This is a genomic window from Psychromonas sp. (genome assembly GCF_983033635.1).
The window spans coordinates 30736-33873 of the sequence record NZ_CEZLMY010000019.1; the positions used below are offsets into that span (position 1 = coordinate 30736).

Here is a 3138-nt window from a genome sequence, read left to right on the forward strand (position 1 = left end):
TCTCTCACCTGAGTTGATTTAATGTTTGCAGTATACTGAGTTATTTATGAATAGATAGTTTGCAAGTTGGTTAAGTTTTATGCGCCTATTGACAGCTGTTTGTTTGCTGGTTGGTAACTATGGCTTGCTGAATTTTATGGTCGGGTTGGTTTTCTTCCTGGAGACAATACAGCCGCACAATATCTTTACAAAGTGCCCATTAGTTTTAGAAAAATTTGGTACAATAGAAAAGCAGATATGAAGTTTAAATTAAAGGATTAGACGTAGGATAGAGACCAGAAATGATTAATAAAATATCTAAATGGGTAAAACTTGGAGGTTTCACTTTAGCCATGTTAGCCGGTTGTGTGAATGCAGTCGGTCTATTGGGGTTTAGTCATCAAGCTGTATCACATGTTACAGGGACCTCTTCATTATTGAGTTTAGCTATCGTTAATAATGATTTTTCAGTCGCTTTGCACCTGTTTTTTATTTTAGTCAGTTTTATATTTGGCGCAATATTAAGTGGTTTTTTAATTGAAACAACCGCTTTTAAAGTAGGTAAAAGATATGGTTTTGCTTTATTTATCGAGGGGATATTTATATATCTGGCGATGCATTATTTAAATAATAATTCACATATGGGACATTATTGGGTGTCTGCGGCGTGTGGTTTACAAAATGCGATGATTTCTACCTATAGCGGTGCACTGATAAGAACAACTCATATGTCAGGATTATTTACTGATATAGGGGTTATGATAGGCAGTTATTTTCGAGGTCATCAGGTAGACAGTAAAAGATTAAAGCTGTACCTACTGTTAATATTCGGTTTTATGTTTGGAAGTGCCATCGGCTCCATTATTTATAAAATATATGGATTTACAGCACTAATATTTCCTTCTTTATTTTCAATATCGTTAGCTATTATTTACTGGGTATATTTATATAAACGCCATAAAGCAAAAAAGGAAAGTGCTTAACTAAACACTTTCCTTTTTTATCAGATTGCCTGCTAAGAATTTATAAACAAACCGGTTTTAAATAGGTAAATAACTCTTTGGCTGCTTTTGCTGGTTTTTCCTGTTTTTTCTCTTTATTTGCCTGACGCACTAATTGACGTAACTTTTGACGTTCAAGTTGCGGAAACTGTTCTAACAACTCATTAATTTTAGGATCACCCTGTTCAATCAGCTCATCACGCAATAATTCTAACTTTTGCGATGCGTGTGTTAGTTGCTGATGTTTATTATTAAGTTTATCAAGGGCTGCTGAAATTGCGTCAACATCTTCATTGCGCAGCACTTTACCAATATATTGTATTTGGCGGCGCAGCGCTTCATGTTTGCCGATAATTTTATGTGCAACAGAAATTGCATGGAAAAGAGATTCGCTCCCAGGAATTTTTGCCAACTGTTTGTTGTTTAAATCAACCAACTGGCGGCCAATCAATTTTAACACTTCTGCGTCACGTTTGATTTGTGATTTACTGATCTCATCTTCAGCAACTTGTTCGACTTTTTTATTCATAGGGTTCTTTTCTATTACAATTTTAAGGGATATAGCCAAACCACCTGCAGGTGCTCAATTCGCATTTGCAGGCAGTGTGTGCATAATTGCACACATCATAACATCTTCAGAAGAAGCTTGCCTTAAAGCATGTTATTCTTTGCCTCTCAAAATTTTTTTTATCCCAGCGGTGTATTACTTATGATTGAACAGAAAAAACAACTCGAAGATGCAGTTAATGAAGCGTTAACTATTGCCAAACAGTTAGGCGTAGACCAAGCGGAAGTTGCATTAGGTAAAACATCGGGTATTTCTGTTAATACACGCTTAGGTGAAGTTGAGAACATCGAATTTAATAACGATGGTGCAATGGGGATCAGTGTTTACGTTAATCAATGTAAGGGCAGTGCTTCTACTGCAGATTTAAGTTCAGAGGCGATTGAGTCGACAGTTAAAGCCGCTGTTGATATCGCTAAATATACCTGTAAAGACAGCTTTGCCGGTTTATTAGATAAAAGCTGCCTGGAAGATAACCCATTAGATTTAGATCTTTACCATCCAAGTAAACACAGTACTGAAGAGCTATTAGCGATTGCAAAAGAGTGTGAAGATATTGCGCTTGCCAGTGATCCGCGCATTGTTAACTCCGATGGTGCAGAGGTAAATAGTCATTCAAGCATCAAAGTCTATGGTAATACCCACGGTTTTTTACACAGTTATGCAAGCAGTCGCCATAGTTTAAGCTGCATGTTAATAGGTCAGAAAGATGACGAGATGCAGCGTGATTATAGCTATACAAGTGCGCGTGATATGGATGATCTGTTTACTGCTAAATGGGTCGCAGATGATGCGGTAAAACGTACCGTTAGACGTTTAGGTGCGACTAAAATAAAAACCCAACAGGTGCCGGTTATTTTTGCACCTGAGGTAGCCTGTAGTTTATTCGGGCATTTAGTTGGCGCAATTAGCGGCACCAGCTTATATAAAAAATCGAGTTTTTTACTGGATAGTTTAGATACGCAAATATTTCCTGATTGGATGGAAATTTCTGAGAAACCGCATCTTCGTAAAGGCCTTGCCAGTTCGCCTTATGACCAGGAGGGCGGTAAAACAATAGCGCGTAATATTATCGAAAATGGTGTATTACAAACTTATCTATTAACAGGTTATGCAGCGCGAAAATTAAATATGCACAGCACAGGGCATACTGGCGGCATTCATAACTGGTTTGTAAAAACAGGCGGTTTAGATCTGGCCGGATTATTTAAAGAGATGGGCACAGGTTTATTTGTTACAGAATTAATGGGACAAGGCGTTAATATGGTGACCGGTGATTATTCACGCGGTGCATCAGGTTTCTGGATTGAAAATGGTGTGATTGCTTACCCTGTACATGAAATTACTATTGCCGGTAATTTAAAAGAGATGTTTATGGATATTGCCGCTATTGCAGATGATATTGATCCGCGTAGCAGTCTTAAAACAGGCTCTATTTTAATCAAAAAGATGAAAATTGCAGGTGAGTAGTGAAGATCCGCTAGTCAGTCCAACTAAGATGCAGCTCTATTTTAATCAAAAAGATGAAAATTGCAGGTGAGTAGTGAAGATCCGCTAGTCAGTCCAACTAAGATGCAGCTCTATTTTAATCAA

3 protein-coding genes are annotated in these 3138 nt (G+C 37.5%); 2 read left to right on the plus strand and 1 reads right to left on the minus strand.

Annotation, left to right across the window (positions count from 1 at the left end):
* Positions 1–281: 281 nt before the first annotated feature.
* A complete protein-coding gene (locus AC4GME_RS04445) occupies positions 282–962 on the plus strand; it encodes a YoaK family protein (RefSeq protein WP_490376723.1) in 681 nt (226 codons plus the stop codon).
* 40 nt (positions 963–1002) lie between these two features.
* Here the strand turns inward: AC4GME_RS04445 and yjgA are convergent, their stop codons facing one another.
* Positions 1003–1509 carry a ribosome biogenesis factor YjgA gene (yjgA, locus tag AC4GME_RS04450; protein ID WP_490379058.1) on the minus strand — a complete coding sequence of 169 codons (507 nt, stop codon included), beginning with the start codon at positions 1507–1509 and terminating at the stop codon, positions 1003–1005.
* 180 nt (positions 1510–1689) lie between these two features.
* Here yjgA and pmbA point away from each other — a divergent pair, with 180 nt between their 5' ends.
* Positions 1690–3015, plus strand: coding sequence for a metalloprotease PmbA (gene pmbA, locus AC4GME_RS04455; RefSeq protein WP_490376725.1), 1326 nt, complete (start codon positions 1690–1692; stop codon positions 3013–3015).
* Positions 3016–3138 lie beyond the last annotated feature (123 nt).